The sequence below is a fragment of the Arthrobacter sp. 131MFCol6.1 genome, from assembly GCF_000374925.1.
GTDB lineage: Bacteria > Actinomycetota > Actinomycetes > Actinomycetales > Micrococcaceae > Arthrobacter.
The window spans coordinates 94,476-108,945 of the sequence record NZ_KB895550.1; the positions used below are offsets into that span (position 1 = coordinate 94,476).

14 protein-coding genes are annotated in these 14,470 nt (G+C 68.1%); 9 read left to right on the top strand and 5 right to left on the bottom strand.

The window, feature by feature from the left end; all coding sequences use genetic code 11:
- Positions 1-72 precede the first annotated feature (72 nt).
- Together C566_RS0116115 and C566_RS21655 are read left to right on the top strand one after the other, a co-directional pair.
- On the top strand, positions 73-435 hold the full coding sequence (locus tag C566_RS0116115) for a hypothetical protein (RefSeq protein WP_231386399.1): 363 nt from the start codon (positions 73-75) through the stop codon (positions 433-435).
- Positions 435-1,886 carry a hypothetical protein gene (locus C566_RS21655; RefSeq protein ID WP_018775387.1) on the top strand — a complete coding sequence of 484 codons (1,452 nt, stop codon included), beginning with the start codon at positions 435-437 and terminating at the stop codon, positions 1,884-1,886. Before C566_RS0116115 ends, C566_RS21655 begins: the two co-directional genes overlap by 1 nt.
- On the opposite strand, the gene C566_RS0116125 is transcribed toward C566_RS21655, so the two are convergent.
- Positions 1,837-2,223: a phage holin family protein gene (locus C566_RS0116125; protein ID WP_018775388.1), complete on the bottom strand. Its 387-nt coding sequence runs from the start codon at positions 2,221-2,223 to the stop codon at positions 1,837-1,839. The genes C566_RS21655 and C566_RS0116125 overlap by 50 nt on opposite strands.
- Before the next feature lie 128 nt (positions 2,224-2,351).
- Between C566_RS0116125 and C566_RS0116130 the strand changes: the two genes are divergently transcribed.
- The 4 genes from C566_RS0116130 to C566_RS0116145 all read left to right on the top strand — a co-directional run bounded on the left by C566_RS0116130 (position 2,352) and on the right by C566_RS0116145 (position 7,441).
- Positions 2,352-3,470 carry a histidinol-phosphate transaminase gene (locus C566_RS0116130; RefSeq protein ID WP_026266762.1) on the top strand — a complete coding sequence of 373 codons (1,119 nt, stop codon included), beginning with the start codon at positions 2,352-2,354 and terminating at the stop codon, positions 3,468-3,470.
- Positions 3,471-3,617: 147 nt separating this feature from the next.
- Positions 3,618-4,898, top strand: a complete 1,281-nt coding sequence (locus C566_RS0116135) for a thiamine pyrophosphate-dependent dehydrogenase E1 component subunit alpha (protein WP_018775390.1) — start codon at positions 3,618-3,620, stop codon at positions 4,896-4,898.
- Positions 4,898-5,878, top strand: coding sequence for an alpha-ketoacid dehydrogenase subunit beta (locus C566_RS0116140; RefSeq protein ID WP_018775391.1), 981 nt, complete (start codon positions 4,898-4,900; stop codon positions 5,876-5,878). The genes C566_RS0116135 and C566_RS0116140 overlap by 1 nt, the downstream gene beginning before the upstream one ends.
- A gap of 9 nt (positions 5,879-5,887) precedes the next feature.
- Entirely contained in the window at positions 5,888-7,441 is a 1,554-nt protein-coding gene (locus tag C566_RS0116145) for a dihydrolipoamide acetyltransferase family protein (RefSeq protein WP_018775392.1), read from the top strand.
- A gap of 124 nt (positions 7,442-7,565) precedes the next feature.
- Here the strand turns inward: C566_RS0116145 and C566_RS0116150 are convergent, their stop codons facing one another.
- On the bottom strand, positions 7,566-7,904 hold the full coding sequence (locus tag C566_RS0116150; protein ID WP_018775393.1) for a hypothetical protein: 339 nt from the start codon (positions 7,902-7,904) through the stop codon (positions 7,566-7,568).
- 242 nt (positions 7,905-8,146) lie between these two features.
- On the opposite strand from C566_RS0116150, the gene C566_RS0116155 reads away from it, so the two are divergent.
- On the top strand, positions 8,147-9,790 hold the full coding sequence (locus tag C566_RS0116155) for an AMP-binding protein (RefSeq protein WP_018775394.1): 1,644 nt from the start codon (positions 8,147-8,149) through the stop codon (positions 9,788-9,790).
- A 4-nt stretch (positions 9,791-9,794) separates the two neighbouring features.
- Here the strand turns inward: C566_RS0116155 and C566_RS0116160 are convergent, their stop codons facing one another.
- The 3 genes from C566_RS0116160 to C566_RS0116170 all read right to left on the bottom strand — a co-directional run bounded on the left by C566_RS0116160 (position 9,795) and on the right by C566_RS0116170 (position 12,349).
- Entirely contained in the window at positions 9,795-10,223 is a 429-nt protein-coding gene (locus C566_RS0116160) for a universal stress protein (RefSeq protein ID WP_018775395.1), read from the bottom strand.
- A 106-nt stretch (positions 10,224-10,329) separates the two neighbouring features.
- Positions 10,330-11,622: an aminotransferase-like domain-containing protein gene (locus C566_RS0116165; RefSeq protein ID WP_018775396.1), complete on the bottom strand. Its 1,293-nt coding sequence runs from the start codon at positions 11,620-11,622 to the stop codon at positions 10,330-10,332.
- A gap of 163 nt (positions 11,623-11,785) precedes the next feature.
- Entirely contained in the window at positions 11,786-12,349 is a 564-nt protein-coding gene (locus tag C566_RS0116170) for an NAD(P)H-dependent oxidoreductase (RefSeq protein ID WP_018775397.1), read from the bottom strand.
- Between the two features lie 126 nt (positions 12,350-12,475).
- On the opposite strand from C566_RS0116170, the gene C566_RS0116175 reads away from it, so the two are divergent.
- Both C566_RS0116175 and C566_RS0116180 read left to right on the top strand, forming a co-directional pair.
- The gene (locus tag C566_RS0116175) at positions 12,476-13,108 is read left to right on the top strand and encodes a TetR/AcrR family transcriptional regulator (RefSeq protein ID WP_026266763.1); all 633 of its coding nucleotides are present in this window, start codon (positions 12,476-12,478) and stop codon (positions 13,106-13,108) included.
- 374 nt (positions 13,109-13,482) lie between these two features.
- Positions 13,483-14,469, top strand: a complete 987-nt coding sequence (locus C566_RS0116180) for an ABC transporter permease (RefSeq protein ID WP_018775399.1) — start codon at positions 13,483-13,485, stop codon at positions 14,467-14,469.
- Position 14,470: the final 1 nt, after the last annotated feature.

Consider the following 14,470-nt stretch of genomic DNA (forward strand, 5'->3'; position numbering starts at 1 on the left):
GGTCCGGGACGTTGTCCACATAGCCCGACGGCGCTCTTCAGCGGGCACCGGCCGCCCCGCTAGCGTCGTTTCATGACCAGAGGAATGACTGGAGGCTTCCCGCCGGGACCGGCGGGAAGCCTGGCAGTGCAGGACGTGGCGGTTCTTGGCGTGACGGCCGCCGACGCCCTCGAGTGCGCTTCGCGCAGCTACGAAATCCAGCAGTTCGCGGCGCGCGTGGCCCGGTGCGCCGATGAGGCTGATGCGGTGCTCGCCGCCCTCGCCCGCCTTGACCTGCAGACCTGGCAGTCACCGGCCGGCCGCGCCTACCGTATGGCCGTGTCCCTGCACGCGGCGGCGCTGCGCCGGAGCCGGGATGCCCTGCTCGATGCTGTTGCCGTGGTGCTCCGGCACGCCCGGAATGTGGCGCAGCCCGCGGACCGGACGGGACCCTGATGGCCGAGGCCACTCCGGCTGGCTCCGGCGGCAGCCCCGGGGTTTCCGCGCCGCCGCGCGACGGCACCCTGCTCATCCGGGGCGGAATCGGCGGGGTGAGCTTCCAGTTTGAGGAGCTGCTGGCGGGTGCCGCGGCACTGGACGGGCTGGTCCGGCAGCTGCAAATGGTTGAAGTGGAGGCCGACGCCGTCCGGCGCGCACTCTTTCCCTATCAGTCCGAGTCCTACACCAGCGGCAGCAACGCCATCATCGCCGTGGGGGAGGCCGGCCGGGACGTCGGACGCGTCCGGGCGCAACTTCAGCGGATCGGCGACGACGTCCGCGCCAGTCACCGTGAATACGAATATGCCGAAGCCCGGAATGCCCTGCTGCTGCGGATGGGACTTCACGGCTCCGAGTACGGCGCAGCGCCGGAGCCCTTCGCCCTGCCCGGGGTGCGCGGGATCGTTGAAGACTGGGTCGCCATGGCGCCCCGGAATCTCGCCGTGCTGCTTGGCCTGCCCGGGCCCCTGGCCGCCGTAGCCGGCGCCCTGGCCGGCCCCACTGATATCCGCCGCCTGGTCCGGGACGCCTCGGAAGCGCCGGGGCTCGTGTTCCTCAAACCCCGTCCGGTCAGCATCGTGGGCCGGGAGACGTTTACGGCCGACGTCGACCTCTCACCGGCCGGGCTGTTGCGGCGGGCCGGGGGAGTGGGAGAGCGCGGCGGCCGGATCGAGGTTATCGAGCTCGACGGCGGATCCCGGCCCGCGTGGGTGGTGGTCATTCCCGGAACCCAGCAGGGTGCCCTGCCGGAAGGCACCAACCCCTTTGACCCCGCCGGCATCGCCGAGGCCCTGGGCTATGGCTCGGCGTCGACGGCGGAGGCCATCCGGGAGGCGTTGCGGCAGGCCGGGGCCGAGGCCGGCGATCAGCTCGTGGCCGTCGGTTACAGCCAGGGCGGGATCCACGCGATGAATCTCAGCAAGGACCGCGCTGTCCTGGCCGAGTACGACCTCAAGTTCGTGCTGACCGCGGGCTCGCCGGTGGGCGGCATCAGCCCGGGACCGGGGATCCGCAGCCTGCACCTGGAACATGAGCAGGACTGGGTGCCGGGGGCAGACGGACAGGCGAACCCGGACACCAGGGACCGGGTGACCGTGACCCTCACCAACCCGCTGGCTGTGCCGCCGCTCCAGGACGTCGGCCTGGGTCCGGGGCACCGGCTGGAGAATTACGCCGACGGGGCCGCGCTCATCTCGGCGAGCCGGGACAACACGTTGCAGGACTCCACCGCGGCGCTGGCCGCGGTCGTGGGGACCGGCGGGGCGGCGACGGTGACCCGGTTCTCGCTCCGGCGCGAGGCCCGGCCGGAACCGCGGGCAACGCCCGCAACCACTTCGGGACCGCACGGCGCGGGCGCTTCTAACGATCGAGGGCGGGAAGGAAGCTCGCCACGAGGGACACCGCGCTGATGATGATGGCGGCGAACACGGCGGTCCAGAAGAACGAGTCAATGGTGAAGTGCACAGTGGTGTAGCTGCTGATCCAGGACGTCAGATAGAGCATCGCGGCGTTGATGACCACGGTGAACAGGCCCAGGGTGAGGATGGTGATCGGCAGCGACAGGAGGCTGACGATGGGCTTGACGAGGGCATTGACCAGACCGAAGATCAAGCCGATGAACAGGTAGCCCAGTACGGTGCTGATGGTGCCGTTGCCCTGGGTGGAAATGTCCAGGCCCGTGAGGATCCAGCAGGCGATTGCCAGGGCCAACCCGTTGATGATGACTCGTACGATGAATGAGCGCATGGCCCCATGCTGTCATACGCCAGGCGGCGACGGCAGGGACCATATTCCCCATGTCGGCAGCGGCCGTCCCATAGGGGCCGCGATCATCTCCCGCAACAGCGGCAGTGACCCGAAGTAGGCTAGTTGGCATGACTTCATCAGAAAACCCGGCCGGGGGCATCAGGCCCCGTCCGGTGGTAGACCTCCTCCCCCGCTACGCGGCCGGAAAACCCCCCGTCCCCGTGGAAGGCCTGGCCAGCTACAAGCTGTCCTCCAACGAAAACCCGTTGCCCCCGATCCCTGCAGTGCAGCAGGCCATCGCGGCGCAGACCGACTTCAACCGCTACCCCGATCCGCTCAGTAGCAGGCTGCGTGAATCGCTCGCCCGCTTCCTGGATGTTCCCGCCGAGGACATCGTCACGGGCGCCGGCAGCCTGGGCGCCCTGAACCAGCTGCTGACCACCTTCGCCGGCCAGAACGACGACGGCAAGGCCGACGAAGTCATCTACGCCTGGCGCTCGTTTGAGGCCTACCCGATCTGCGTCGGACTGGCCGGTGCCGAGAGCGTCCGGATCCCGCTGACGGCCGACGGGCGCCATGACCTGGACGCCATGGCCGCCGCGGTGACTGCGCGGACGCGGATGATCCTGCTGTGCACCCCCAACAACCCGACCGGACCCATCTTGACGGCCGAGGAAACGGAGCGCTTCATCAACGCCGTTCCGGCCGACGTCGTGGTGGTCATCGACGAGGCCTACCAGGAATTCGTGCGCGCCGGCGACGCCGTGGACGGCATCGCCATGTACCGCAAATACCCCAACGTCGTTGTCCTGCGGACCTTCTCAAAAGCGCACGGCCTCGCCGGACTCCGCGTGGGCTACAGCGTCTCCCGGCCCGAACTGACACAGCACCTGCGCGTCGCTGCCACCCCCTTCGCCGTGTCCCAGATCGCGGAAACGGCTGCCGTTACATCGCTCGAGCACTTCGCCGATGTTGTAGAAAGGGTACAAAGCCTGGTGGACGAACGGGACCGGGTCACGGCCGGACTGCGTGAACTCGGATGGTTCGTTCCCGAGGCCCAGGGCAACTTTGTCTGGCTCAATCTGGGCGAAAACAGCGCGGAATTCGCCGCCCTCGCGGCGGAACGGGCACTGTCCGTGCGTGCCTTCGGCAACGAGGGCGTCCGGGTCAGCATCGGCGAAACGGAAGCCAACACCCGTTTCCTGGAGCTCTGTGCGATCTATACAAAACCGCCGCAGCGTTCCTAGCGCTTAACACTGCGCGCTCAGGCCGCCCCGTGCGGATAAAGTAAGGACCAGTAAGCCAAAATATATGCCGGACCCGGAATGTATTCCCGGTCCGGCATATATCCCAGCGATTGCGGCGCATTCGGATGCGGCAAGCAAGGAGACGGTATGGGCGCCACACATCTGCCCTCTACCGAGTTCGACGGAACCGAAATGGATGACCAGCTCGAGGCCGAGGCCGAGGCCCAACTCGGCGACCCCGCCGAGCCTATGGTGCAGTTGCTGGGCCCGGACGGCACCCTGGGCTCGGACCCGGTCTTCTCAAAGTACGCCGAGAAGCTGGATCCGGACACGCTGCGCGGTTTCTACGCGGACATGGCCAAGATCCGCCGCTTCGACGTGGAAGCCACCGCCCTGCAACGGCAGGGCCAACTGGCCCTGTGGGTCCCGCTCACGGGGCAGGAAGCCGCCCAGATCGGCTCCGGACGGGCCAGCCAGCCGCAGGACTACATCTTCCCGACCTACCGCGAGCACGGCGTGGCCTTGACGCGGAATGTGGACCTGGCCGAGCTGCTGCGCCAGTTCCGGGGCGTCTCCAACGGCGGCTGGAACCCGAAGGACACGAACTTCCACCTCTACACGCTGGTCCTGGCCGCCCAGACCCCGCACGCCGTCGGTTACGCCATGGGCATCCAGCGGGACCAGAAACTGGCGGCCGCCAACGCCGTCGCCAGCGGGGAGGCGGGACAGGCGGTGGAGCCGAACGCCGCCGTCATGGTGTACTTCGGCGACGGCGCCAGCTCCGAAGGGGACGTCCATGAATCCATGGTGTTCGCCGCCTCCTACCAGGCGCCCGTGGTCTTCTTCTGCCAGAACAACCACTGGGCCATCTCCGTGCCGAGCTCCGTGCAGACCCGCATCCCGCTGGCCAACCGCGCCAAGGGCTACGGCTTCCCCGGCATCAGGGTGGACGGCAATGACGTGATCGCGGTCCACGCGGTCACGGAATGGGCGCTGGAGCGTGCCCGCGACGGCCATGGTCCCGTGCTGATCGAGGCGTTCACCTACCGGGTCGGGGCGCACACCACGGCCGATGACCCCACCAAGTACCGCGGATCCGCCGAAGAGGGCCTGTGGCGTGCCAAGGACCCGCTGGCACGGCTGGAGAAGTATCTCCGGGCCGAGGGCCTCGCGGATGACAGCTTCTTCGAGCAGGTCAGGGCCGACGGCGACGAGCTCGCCGCCTACGTCCGCAAGACCACCCATGACCTGGAAACCCCGGACATCCGGACCGCCTTCGCCAACACCTACGTGGAGGCCCACCCGCTGGTGGCCGAGGAACTGGCCTGGTTCGAGGAATACAGCGCGGGGTTCGCCGACGAGGCGACCGCCGATGAGGCGTCCGCCGAAGAGGCAGATACAGTCCAGACAGACAGGGCGGCCCGCTGATGACCACCATGACCATTGCGAAAGCCATCAATGAGGGTCTGCGGGCCACGCTGAGCAACAACCCCCGCTCGCTGCTGATGGGCGAGGACATCGGGGCCCTTGGCGGCGTCTACCGGGTCACCGACGGGCTGATCGCCGAATTTGGCGCCGACCGCGTGGTGGATACCCCGCTGGCCGAATCCGGGATTATCGGCACCGCGATCGGCCTCTCCCTGCGCGGCTACCAGCCGGTCTGCGAGATCCAGTTCGACGGCTTCGTGTTCCCGGGGTTCAACCAGATCACCACCCAGCTGGCCAAGATGCACTCGCGCAGCAACGGCAACCTGACCGTTCCCGTCGTCATCCGGATCCCGTACGGCGGCGGCATCGGCTCCATTGAGCACCACTCCGAATCGCCGGAGGCGCTGTTCGCCCACACGGCCGGGCTGCGCATCATCACGCCGTCCAATCCGCACGATGCCTACTGGATGATCCAGCAGGCCGTCGACTGCCAGGATCCGGTAATCGTCTTCGAACCCAAGCGCCGCTACTGGCTCAAGGGCGAGGTCGACACCGAGACCCCCGGCGCGTCCGCGGACCCCTTCAAGGCGCATGTGCTCCGCGAGGGCACCGACGCGACCGTCGTCGTCTACGGCCCGCTGGTGCCCGTGGCCCTCGCCGCGGCCGAGGCCGCCGCCGAGGACGGCCACAGCGTCGAGGTAATCGACCTCCGATCCATCTCGCCGATCGACTTCGACACCGTCACGGCCTCGGTCCGGAAGACGGGCCGGCTGATCGTGGCCCACGAGGCCCCCACATTCGGCGGCATCGGCGGCGAAATCGCCGCACGGATCAGCGAACGGGCGTTCCATTCACTGGAGGCCCCCGTCATCCGCGTCGGGGGATTCCACATGCCCTACCCCGTGGCCAAGGTCGAAGAAGACTACCTGCCGGACATCGACCGCATCCTTGAGGCGCTCGACCGCGCCCTGGCGTACTGACGAGGACCCATGACGCTCAACAAGTTCAACCTGCCCGACGTCGGCGAAGGGCTGACGGAGGCCGAAATCGTCGCCTGGAAGGTCAAGGCCGGCGATACCGTGGCCATCAACGACGTCCTGTGCGAGATCGAGACGGCCAAGTCCCTGGTGGAACTGCCCTCACCGTTCGCGGGAACCGTCACCGAACTGCTGGTGCCCGAGGGGGTCACGGTGGATGTCGGCACGCCGATCATCAGTGTGAGCGACGCCGTCGCCGCCCCGGAGCCGGCCGCCGCGGCACCTGCCGCTGCGCCTGCCGCAGCGCCTGCCGCCCAGGAGCGGGCCGCCGCCGCGCCCATGTACGGCACGCTGCCGTCTGATACGTCCGACGCCGGCGAAGCAGCCGGGCGCCCGGCCGGCGGGCCGCTGGTGGGCTCCGGTCCCAAGGCCGACGCCGTCAAGCGCCGGCGGCGGATTTCCGCCCCTTCGGCCGCCGGCCACGAAGCCCCGGCCTCCACTGCGGCTACCGGCGCTGCCGCCCCGGTGGCCGAGCGGGTGGGTGTAGAGGACCACGACATATGGATCAACCCGGACGCGGCCAGCCGCCCTGCCGACGCGGCCACAGCCCCCGACGACTCGGTTGACGCGCGCCCCACCCTGGGCGGTGCCATCAACGGCCTGGTCGGCAAGGTGCTGGCCAAGCCGCCGGTCCGCAAGATCGCCCGCGACCTTGGGATCAACCTGGCCGACGTCGTGCCCACCGGCGCCCGCGGTGAAGTGACCCGTGAGGACCTGGTGAGCTACCAGGCCCAGCGTGACGCCGAGGTGGACAAGGCGGACTCGTTCTGGGGCAAGTCCGGCCGCCCGCAGGACCAGCGGATCGAGCGGATCCCGGTCAAGGGCGTCCGCAAGGCCACCGCAAAGGCCATGGTCGAATCCGCGTTCGCCGCGCCGCACGTGAGCATCTTTGTCGACGTCGACGCCAGCCGCACGATGGAATTCGTCAAGCGCCTCAAAGCCTCCCGCGACTTCGAAGGCATCAAGGTCTCCCCGCTGCTGATCCTGGCCAAGGCGGTTATTTGGGCCGCGGCGCGAAACCCGAGTGTCAACGCGACGTGGGTGGACAACCCGGACGGCAGCGATTCCGCGGAGATCCACGTCAAGCACTTCATGAACCTGGGCATCGCGGCCGCGACGCCCCGCGGGCTGATGGTGCCGAACATCAAGAACGCCCAGGACCTCTCGCTCAAGCAGCTGGCCCTGGCCCTGAACGAGCTCGCCACCACGGCGCGGGCCGGCAAGACCCAGCCTGCCCAGATGCGGGGCGGCACGCTCACCGTGACCAATATCGGCGCCCTCGGGATCGATACCGGCACGCCGATCATCAACCCGGGCGAGGTCGCGATCGTGGCGTTCGGCACCATCAAGCAAAAGCCCTGGGTCCTGGACGGCGAAGTCATTCCGCGCTGGATCACCACCCTCGGCGGCTCTTTCGACCACCGCGTGGTGGACGGCGACCTGTCGGCCCGCTTCATGGCCGACGTCGCCGCCATCCTGGAAGAGCCGGCCCTGCTGCTGGACTAGCCGGCGAAACTGGCCACGAAACGACAGAACCCCGCCGCTGAACCATTTCAGCGGCGGGGTTTGTCAGTGTTGGGGTTTCCCAGTCGTGGGGTTTCCCAGGCGCGGGCCGCCTGGCCCGGGGCGCTCAGTTTCCCGAGTATGCGGTCAGGATCTGGACCAGCGCGGGATCGCCGCTCATGCGGGCGAGGGCGGCCGAGGCGGCAAACATCAGGCCCGCGAGCCCCGCACTGCACGCGCTGATTCCCGTCAGGAACTTCCAGTCCTCACGGAGCACGCTGCGCATGGTGTCGGGCATGCGCAGGCCCGGGGCAATCAGGTTGGGTGCGCTGTCGGTTGATCCGTCGTCCAGGAACGCCACAACGCGCCCGGCACCGCGGTCCACGCGCATGGCGCTGATGTGGTTGCCGTGCCGGGCCAGCAGGATGTCGTGGCCAACCAGCTGGCGGCGCTGAAGAGTGATCATGGGGCTCCCTTGGTAGGTGGGTTCTCGAAACGTCCGCACCATCGCAGGGCACCTCCCATTTTACTGAGCCGGTCCGTGCCGGGCGGCCCGCTGGGCGGTGAGGCTGCCCACGGCTGGGGGTGATCCTCGTCAAGTCCAGTCGCAGTCGAGCCCGCGCCGTCCCGTCCCGCGGATACGCCCCGGCACTAGAGTGGCACCAGCCGCCGACAGCCCGGGCGGAAGCGGATCAAAGGAGATGCTGCGTGTTTTCAAGCCCGTACCCCGACGTCGATGTTCCCAACCTCGGCATTTATGACTACCTTTTCGGCGCGCTGGCAGAGGAGGACCTGGACCGGGTCGCCGTCGTCGATGGCGCCAGCGGTGCGGAGACCACCTACCGGGCACTGCGCGGGCAGATCGACGCCCTCGCCGGCGCCGTCGCCGCCCAGGGCCTGGGCGTGAACGGCGTGGCCGCCATCCTGTGCCCCAACGTCCCCGCCTTTGCGACCGTCTTCCACGGACTGCTCCGGGCCGGCGCCACGGTCACCACCATCAACGCCCTGTACACGGCGGACGAGATCGCCGCCCAGCTCACCGACGCCGGCGCTGACTGGCTCTTCACCGTATCGGCGCTGCTGCCGGCCGCCCGGGAGGCCGCCGAAAGGACCGGGATCCCTGCCTCACGGCTCGTGGTGCTCGACGGCGCCGACGGCCACCCCTCGCTGGCCGACTTGCTCGCCGTGGGCGCACCGGCTCCCCGCGTCTCGTTCGATCCCGCCACGCATGTGGCCGTGCTGCCCTACTCCTCCGGCACCACCGGCCGGCCGAAGGGGGTCATGCTCAGCCACCGGAACCTGGTCGCCAATGTGGAACAGGCCAGGGGCCTGCTCGACGTCGGCCCCGACGACCGGATCCTGGCGCTGCTGCCGTTTTTCCACATCTACGGACTGACCGTGCTGCTGAACCTCGCACTGCGCCAGCGGGCCAGGCTTGTCACCATGCCCCGGTTCGATCTGCCTGAGTTCCTGCGGATCATCCAGGACCACCGGTGCAGCTACCTGTTCATCGCCCCTCCCGTGGCCGTGGCGCTGACCAAGCACCCGCTCGTAGCCGAGTACGACCTCAGCTCGGTGCACACCACCTTGTCCGGCGCGGCGCCGCTGGACGGCGAACTCGGCACGCGCCTGGCCGAACGTCTCGGCTGCCGGGTCCTGCAGGGCTACGGCATGACCGAGATGAGCCCGGTGTCGCACCTCATTCCGCGTGCAGGCCGCGATGGACTCAGCGTCCCCGTCAGTTCCGTGGGGTACACAGTGCCGAACATGCAGTGCCGCCTCGTGGACCCGGCCACGGGGGAGGAGATCCCGGTTCCCGCGGAAGGAACCAGCGCGCCGGGGCACCTGTTGTGCCGCGGACCGAACGTGATGCTGGGCTACCTCAACCGGCCGCAGGAAACCGCGGACACCCTGGACGCGGACGGCTTCCTGCACACCGGGGACATCGCCACGGTGCGGGCGGACGGGGTAGTGACGGTCGTGGACCGGCTCAAGGAACTGATCAAGTACAACGGCTACCAGATCGCCCCGGCGGAACTGGAGGCGGTGCTCCTCACCCACCCCGGCATCGCCGACTCCGCGGTGGTCGGCTCCCTCGATGCCGACGGCCAGGAAGTGCCCAAGGCGTTCGTGGTCCGCCAGCCGGGCGCGGACGGCGATGCCTTGGACGTGGCGGGCGTCGTGGACTTCGTGGCAGCCCGAGTGGCGCCGTTCAAGAAAATCCGACGGGTGGAGTTCATCGAGGCCGTGCCGAAGTCGGCCTCAGGAAAAATCCTGCGCCGGATGCTTGGGTCCGCAGGATCAGACACAGGCCAGGCCGCTGTACAGGCGGCGGCACCGGAGAAGCTGTAGCGCCTCAGTCGGCGTCGGTCTTGGCGATGTAGACGTCGCAGGGGGCGTTGTGGGCCACGCTGTTCGCAACGCTCCCCAAGACCCGGCCGATCCCGCTCATGCGCCGGTTGCCGACCACGATCATCCGGGCGCCGGTCCGTTCTGCTTCGCGGATCAGGGCCTCGGCGGGCTTGCCCCGGGCGGCGGCATGAGTGACGTTGGTGTCCGGGCGGCGCAGGCCGTCCGCCACCGTCCGCGCGACCTTCTCGGCGTTGCCGGCGTCGGAAACGATCCACTCGTCACTGCCGCTGCCGAAGACCTGGGTCTTGTCGCTGTCAAAGGCGCTGACCACATGAAGTGTCGCCCCCATGGAAACCGCGAGGTCGCGGGCGGTGTGCGCCGCCCGCAGGGCAGTTTCACTGCCGTCGACGCCGACGACGATAATTCCGGTCATGGACTGCTCCTCTTTCAACGAGTAATGCTGTTCAATGTGCCTGTCTGGCGATCAACAAGGTCCGGGCCGCTGTCGAGGCCCGGCAGGGGTCCTGCCGGTGCTCACGCTACAGGGCGGCCAGCGCTTCCCGCAGGACCGGCGCGAGACGCCGCACGCCCTCGCGGATCGATTCGGGCGGCACCGCGCTGAACGCCAGCCGGATCTTGTTCGACGGATCGTCCGTGTTCGTAAAGGCTGCGCCCGGAATGAAGACGACGCCGGCGTCGATGGCCTTCTTCAGCAGCGGGTAGGTGTCCACGCCGTCGGGCAGCGTGACCCAGACGAAGAACCCGCCCTCGGGGTGCGTCCAGGTCAGTCCCTCCGGCATGTATTCGGCCAGGGCGGCAAGCATTGCCTCGCAGCGTTCCTGGTACAGCCCGCGGTACGTCTCGATCTGGCCGCGCCAGTCGTAGTCGCGCAGATAGGCCGACACCAGCATCTGGTTCAGCGTCGGCGGGCACAGGGTGACGGCCTCCGATGCCAGGTAATACCGGCGCTGCAGGTGGGCCGGGACCAGGGCCCAGCCGATCCGCAGGCCCGGGGCGAAGATCTTGGAAAAGGACCCCATGTAGATGACGTCATCCGGGTTGGCTGCCCGCAAGGGGGTGAGCGGCTTGCCGTCGAAGCGGAGCAGTCCGTAGGGGTTGTCCTCCAGCACCAGAATATTCGCGCGACGGCATATATCCACCACACTTTGGCGGCGTTCCGCGGACAGGGTGATGCCGGACGGGTTGTTGAAGCTGGGGATAGTGTAGAGGAACTTGACGTTCTTGCCCGCGGTCTGGAGGGCGGCGATCTTTGCCTCCAGCAGATCAGGGATGATGCCGTCACCGTCCATCGGCACCGTTTCGACCTCCACCTGGTAGGCCTCGAAGGTGTTGAGGGCCCCGACATAGGTGGGGTCCTCCACGAGGACCACGTCGCCCGGATTGCAGAACACCTTGGTGGCTACATCCTGCGCGGACTGCGAGCCGGCCGTGATGACGACGTTCGCGGGGTCGGCGTCGAGGATGCCCTCTGCCGCCATGACCTCGCAGATCTGGATGCGGAGTTCTTCGGTGCCCTGGCCGCCGCCGTACTGCAGGGCGGTCATCCCCTGCTCGGCGATGATCTTCGCGGCGGTCTGGCCCAGGCGTTCCAGCGGCAGGGACTGCAGGTAGGGGCTGCCGCCGGCGAGGGAAACTAGGCCGGGGCGCATCGAGATGTCGAAGACATCCCGGACTGCCGACTGCTTGATATTTGCTGCGCGCTCCGAGAACAGAATCTCGTGGCGGTGGGCGGACGTAGCCGCACGTTCGATTGCGTCAATGGCCTCGGCCGGAAGTACTGCTGCGGCGGCATCAAGTGTTTCGTGGGTCACAAACCCAAGGATACTACCCGTGTTGTCTTGGGGGAAACGATTGTTTCCAGATGGCCCCGGCCTGAAATCCGCCGGGTGCGCGTCGGACGGCCCGGGGCCCCCGGCAGCCGTGTGCTGCCGGGGGCCCCGGGAGGTATCTGGAGCGGAGCGCGGGTGCGGTAGTTTAGGCCGCTTCCGCAGCGGGAGCCTCGGCCAGTGCGTCGAACACACCCTTGATCTGCTCGACAACTTCGGCGTCGTCCTTGGGGTGGACCTCGGCGAAGCGGACCATCGAGCCCGGGACTGCCAGCTTGACGTTTTCGAGGACCTGGGCGCCGGCGATGCCGACGGCCTTGCGGGCCTCGTCCTGGGCCCATACGCCGCCGAACTGGCCGAAGGCGGTTCCGACAACCGCGGTGGGCTTCCCGGACAGGGCGCCTGCGCCGAAGGGGCGGGACAGCCAGTCGATGGCGTTCTTCAGCGAGGCCGGGACGGTGCCGTTGTGCTCCGGCGTGACCAGAAGGATGGTGTCGGCCTCGTTGGCGGCGGCACGCAGGGCGGCGGCGGCCGCGGGCACCTGGCCTTCGACGTCGATGTCTTCGTTGTAGAAGGGGATGTTGCCCAGGCTCTCGTGAATGACCACGTCCACCTGTTCCGGCGCGTTGAGCGCGATGGCCTCGGCGAGCTGCAGGTTGGTGGAGCCGGCGCGAAGGCTGCCGACGAGCGTGAGGATGGTCTTCTTGGACATGTGTACTCCTGTGCATCACGCCGCAGGGTGATTCCGGCGGCTGGTGGATCGTGAGGCTTTGGGGGCCTTCACCCATGCTAAACGGACTGCGGTCCGGTTATATTCCGGGGCGCTAGAATCAGCGGTGTGAGCCTCATCCCGATCCGTCCCGGTGCCCAGTCCGGGGGAGGGCGCCCCGCCGCGCCCGCCGCAGAATCAGCGCGCCGCGACGCGATGCGCAACAGGGAGCTCCTGCTCTGCGCCGCCCGGGAAATCGTGGAGGAATCGAGCGTCGACGCCCTCACCATGGACCGGCTGGCGCAGCGCGCCGGAGTCGGAAAAGGGACAATCTTCCGGCGGTTCGGCAGCCGTGCCGGCCTGATGATGGCGCTCCTCAGCGACGCGGAGGCCGAATTCCAGGGCCGCTTCATGTTCGGCCCGCCCCCGGTGGGGCCCGGGGCTCCGCCCCTGGAGCGGCTGATCGCCGTAGGCGCCGCCCGCATTGACTGGATCCTGGAATTCGGGGAGCTGGCGCGGGCCGCCGACGCCTCGGTCTACAACAGGTTCGATGTCCCGCCGGCCGTCCTCTGGCACCGCCATCTTGAGATGCTGCTGCGCGACGCCGGCGTGACGGCGGACCCGTGGCTCATGGCGTCGGCCCTGGGGGCGTCGCTGGAGCCGGAACTGCTGCTCCATTCCGTCGGCGTGCACTCAATTGCGCCGGAGCGCCTTGCGGACACCTGGCGGGAACTTGTCACGCGCGTAGTGTGCGGATCCTAACGCTGCGTCAGATTCCGCCGGTGCCGCCGGTTCCGTGGGCCAAATCCATTCCGCGGAGTTATTCATAACGATCTGTGGCGAAGCCGCCGTGTCGCGGCCCGTGGAAACCCGGCGGAGCCCGGCTGATGTGATAGCTTCCTCTGGAATGTGACCCGCAACATAGCCCACAAGGGCTCAGCCGCAAGGCATGCGGGCGGCCGGAAACCAACTGGCCATACTCCCGAACCGGCCGCGGAACCCGCTGCCGGATGGGGACGACGGAAGGATCGACGTTGTGAATAATCTTGTCCTTGGAACAGGCAGGCCCGCCCGTGCGGCCGCAGCCTTGACGCCCCGATCCGCTCAGGCAACGGCGATCCAGAACTAGCCGCTCCATGCTTCGATATCTCGCAAAACGTGCGCTCACGTATGTCTTCATGATCTTCCTGACCACCAGTTCCGGCTATCTCCTGGCTGTGAGCACGCTGCAGCCGGCGCTGCTTGAGCAGGAGCGGATTCCGCGGCCCACGCCCGAGCAGGTGGTCAATTCCTTCCGGCTCAAGGGGCTCGATCCCACGCTCAGCCCGTGGGAGCGCTACGTCGACTGGCTCACCGGCATACTCACCCGCTGGGACTGGGGCCGGAGCCCCAACGGCGCCTTCATCAACGCCGAGTTCGGCGACCGGGTCTGGATCTCAACCCGGCTCTTCCTTGCCTCAATCATCCTGACCCTCGTGATCGGCGTCGCCCTCGGCGTCTTCACCGCGGCCCGCCAGTACAAGGCCTCGGACCGGGCCATCACCTCGTACAGCTACCTCATGTACATCGTCCCCGCGCCGATCGCCTACTTCCTGGTGCAGCTGGGCGCCATCAACATCAACGAGTCGGTGGGGGAGCGCGTCTTCTTTGTCACCGGCATCTCCACCCCGGGCCTCGACGGCGACGGCTGGGCCCAGTTCGTCGACATGCTCGCCCACTACGCCGTGCCCACGTTCGCCATCACGATAGTGGGCTGGGGTGCCTACCAGATCGCCCAGCGCCAGTACCTGCTGGACAACGTCAACGCCGACTTCGTCAGGACGGCACGGGCCAAGGGCCTGACCCGCAACCAGGCCATCAGCCGGCACGCCCTGCGGGTGTCCTTCATCCCCGTGGCGCAGAGCATTGCGTTCACCATCCCGGCCATCTTCGCCGGCGGCTTCTTCGCCGAGAAAATCTTCGCCTGGCACGGGGTCGGGTCCTGGTCCATCGACTCGATCGCCCTGCAGGACGTCAACGCGGCCACCGCGACGCTCGCCTACGGCTCCGTCATTTTTGCGGTCGGGGCGATCCTCGCCGACTTCGCCACCACGCTCGTCGACCCGAGAGTGCGGGTGCAGTAAT